Source organism: Polaribacter sp. (genome assembly GCF_024639685.1).
Classification (GTDB): domain Bacteria; phylum Bacteroidota; class Bacteroidia; order Flavobacteriales; family Flavobacteriaceae; genus Polaribacter.
On record NZ_JAHEHX010000014.1, the window covers coordinates 1 to 3,552 of the forward strand.

4 protein-coding genes are annotated in these 3,552 nt (G+C 33.6%); all 4 read right to left on the bottom strand.

Annotated elements, in window-relative coordinates:
• Window positions 1-29 precede the first annotated feature (29 nt).
• On the bottom strand, window positions 30-500 hold the full coding sequence (locus Q0L44_RS04975) for a hypothetical protein (RefSeq protein WP_296636096.1): 471 nt from the start codon (window positions 498-500) through the stop codon (window positions 30-32).
• Between the two features lie 30 nt (window positions 501-530).
• Window positions 531-1,145: a TRAP transporter small permease subunit gene (locus Q0L44_RS04980; protein ID WP_296636099.1), complete on the bottom strand. Its 615-nt coding sequence runs from the start codon at window positions 1,143-1,145 to the stop codon at window positions 531-533.
• A gap of 120 nt (window positions 1,146-1,265) precedes the next feature.
• Entirely contained in the window at window positions 1,266-2,324 is a 1,059-nt protein-coding gene (locus tag Q0L44_RS04985; protein WP_296636102.1) for a TRAP transporter substrate-binding protein, read from the bottom strand.
• Between the two features lie 260 nt (window positions 2,325-2,584).
• Window positions 2,585-3,397, bottom strand: coding sequence for an NAD(P)-dependent oxidoreductase (locus Q0L44_RS04990; RefSeq protein ID WP_296636106.1), 813 nt, complete (start codon window positions 3,395-3,397; stop codon window positions 2,585-2,587).
• Window positions 3,398-3,552: the final 155 nt, after the last annotated feature.

Here is a 3,552-nt window from a genome sequence, read left to right on the forward strand (position 1 = left end):
TATAATATCAACAAAATCCATAACGGCTCCTACACTTTCTTATAATTATTAGTTTTAAATTCACCAGTATACCTTTGCCAAGCAACAATTTTAGTTACCCTCCAGCCATATTTGAGAGATAACAGAAAAAGACAAAGTAAAATCGTAAGCGATACAAATGATGCATGCGCAATAAAAGCTTCGTATAAACAAAACGATACAACAATCGCAGGAGCGATTGATATGATATACGAAGAGATAATTTCGTATTTTCTTATTACGTTAAAAATTGAGCCTATAACTCCTAAAGATACAAACAACCAGATTAAATGAATTAATGTTGCATTTTGTAAAAGATTCAGTGCTGCTGCTAAACCTATTATACTATACATAGTTCCCACAAAGACACCGTATGCCACTAGTTCATATTGTGACTGGGCTAAAGTTAGCTCTTTAGCCTCTGTTAAGTAAGGTGTTTTTTGCTTATCAAATATATAGCCGGGAACTTTTGAAAACCACATCTTTTATCTCATATGTATGAATACAATATCTTATTTCTTTTGTTCATCGTAATCCAAGACCATAAGGTCTAGTTTTTTCTTATTATCACCCCAGATTACGGCGATTAATTGTATCATTACAGACATTCCACCTAAGAATAAGAAAAAGTATCCTATTGGAAGGAATGTTTTAATTATCCATCTGTTACTTAAACCAACCAAAGATGCAGAAACTTCATTAATAACATATGAATCCACCATGTATATCCAAGAGAAATAAACACAAATTAGTGTAAAAGGTAACATAAACAACAAGTTACCATAAAACTCAACTTTTGCTTTTGATTTAAACGTGAAATTTTCTCTTAAAAAATCAACTCTAACATGCCTATTATGAGTATAACCATAACCCAATACTAAACAAAAAACGACCGTATGAAGATGCCACTCCATCTCTTGCATTAGAGTAGACTCAAAGAAAGATCCAAAGTTAGCAACCATCCAGATTTGTATCCAAACTAACTTTCTTGCAACAACATCCCACATAGTAATTATGACCAAGGGAACCAAAAGCCATGTACTTGCTCTACCAACTCTATTAACTATAACTCTTAGTGTTTCACTAATAGATACCAAACCTGCCATATTTTGTTCAGTAAGCGCCATCTTATTCCCCTAATTAAAATAATAAGTAAAAATTAAATAACTTATCAAATATGTTCTATAAAATTATATTAAGATAAAGAGTATAGTACACCTGCAAAAGCAGGTGCACTATTTAATTATTTAGTACTGTTTAGCTTTTAAGTACGCTCTTGAAGACCAAATACTGTAGTCTTTTCTGAAAGCATCATAGCTAGCAGTGATTTCTTTAAACAATGGATCAGAAGCTGACTTTTCTTCTACAACTGCTTCCCATGCTCTTTTGAACTTAGAAATCTCTGAATCAGGCCATGTTACAAATGTAACTCCCTTTTTCTCTAACTCACGCATAGCAGGAACCTGCTTTGCATCAGATCTAACAAGTGCCCACCACATAGTATCACGACAAGCTGTGTTGATGATACCCTGCTGAGTCTTTGTTAAACCACCCCAACCCTTAGTGCTCATTAATAGCTCACCAATTGATGTTTGCTGATGCCAGCCTGGGAAGTAGTTAAACTTAGCTAACTGATAGAAACCATAACTTAAGTCATGTGTAGGCATTGAAAATTCTGTTGCATCAATAACACCTTTTTCTAGTGCTGGATAAATATCTCCACCTGCTAGTAATTGTGTTGACACACCAATTTTACTCATAACCATCGCACCTAGTCCAAAGAAACGCATTTTCATTCCTTTTAACTCTTCAACTTTGTTGATTTTCTTTCTAAACCAACCTGAAGTTTCAGGAGCGTGTGTTAAACAGTTAAGAGCTTTAAGGCCATACTCGCCATAAATTCTATCTTTTAACTGCTGGCCTCCGCCATATTCCATCCAACCATGGTACTCACTTGCACCTGGTCCAAAAGGAACAGCAGTAAAGTAAGAAACTGCAGGGATTTTTCCAGCATGATAACCAGGTGTTGTATAACCTGCATCTACTGATCCGTTCTTAACAGCATCCCATACTTCTAATGAAGGAACAAGAGCGTTTGGCTCATGAAACCTTAGTTGAACGTCACCACCTGATATTTCTTTAACTTTGTTAGAGAAATAAACAGCTGCTTCACCGTTAATTGCTACCTGGCTACCCCAAGTACTTTGCATTTTCCAACGTAGTTTATCAGCATTTGCTGATACAGCTACTAAACTAGTTGCAGCTAATGCTACAGCGCCTACGAATAGGCTAGATTTGAATTTCATAAAATTCCTCCCTAGTATTTAAAATTAAGGTCACCACCAAGTTAATTATAATTCCCCCGAATAATAACCCACTACAGAAACAATTGTTTCCAATTGATTCGTATCTTCTCAATTATTACAAGAAAGGCAAGTAAAAATTAATAAAATTTTCATTATTATCTTTTTGTTAACTAATTCACTTTTTGTTTCTGCAAGATTATTAAACCAAAATTTAGATATTATAATTTTTTAGGATTTTTTAATCAAAATTTTGAAAACATTTAAGTATCATCATAATGTCCTGCAGAAACAAAATATCCTCCATGAGTGGTTACAAGAGGATCTTGTGCATCAACAAAACCATGATTTTTTTCTATTTTTTGTCGATACGCTTCTGCATTATCTTTAGGTTTATAACTAATGTGGTTTGCATACTTGTTATCAATTAGTAATGAATCATTTTTGGACACACCAAAAATAACAGAATGTTGTACATTTGAACTATTCATACATGCTAATATTAAGCTTCTTAAATCATCATAGCTTAACCATGTTGAAAGCATCCTATGATCCTTGGGCTCTTCCACACATGAGTAAATTCTTACAGACACAGTTTCGATTTTATACTTATCCCAGTAATATTGCGCTAGCGATTCTCCAAAAACTTTTGACAAACCATAATTGCTATCTGGCCTTGGCATTACTTTGCTATCTACTACTTCAGACCTTGGATAAAAACCAACTGTATGGACTGAGCTAGCCCAGATAACTCTTTTAATTTTATTTTTTCTGCATGCTTCATATAGATTGTACATGCCTATAATGTTTGAATTTAAAACATTATCCCAAGAACCTTCTATACTTTGCCCGCCCATATGAACAACACAGTCTATATTTTTTGTTAATTTTAATATTGATTCTGCAGAAGAAAGATCAGCAATTTCAACTTGCTCATTCTTAAATTTTTTTTCTAGACTGGTCCTATCAGAAATTCTAAGCAAATCACATTCTGTAGATAATGTTTCCCTTAGTTGATTGCCTAAGGCTCCAGCTGCGCCAGTTAAAAGAATATTTTTATATTTATATTTAGACAATTAATTAATCCCCTCACTAATTTGGTTTTTTACGTATTCTCTCCAAAAAGTGAATAGTCCTGCTACAATCACTATTAATGAACCTATGACTATTTCACTCTCCAACTTTTCATTAAATATTAACACACCAATTATAGAAACGAAAACTAGCTGGA

Bases quoted from the DNA above. Each gene is read 5' to 3' on its own strand.
- Q0L44_RS04985 (WP_296636102.1), bottom strand. From the start codon at position 2,324: ATGAAATTCAAATCTAGCCTATTCGTAGGCGCTGTAGCATTAGCTGCA.
- Q0L44_RS04975 (WP_296636096.1), bottom strand. From the start codon at position 500: ATGTGGTTTTCAAAAGTTCCCGGCTATATATTTGATAAGCAAAAAACA.
- Q0L44_RS04980 (WP_296636099.1), bottom strand. From the start codon at position 1,145: ATGGCGCTTACTGAACAAAATATGGCAGGTTTGGTATCTATTAGTGAA.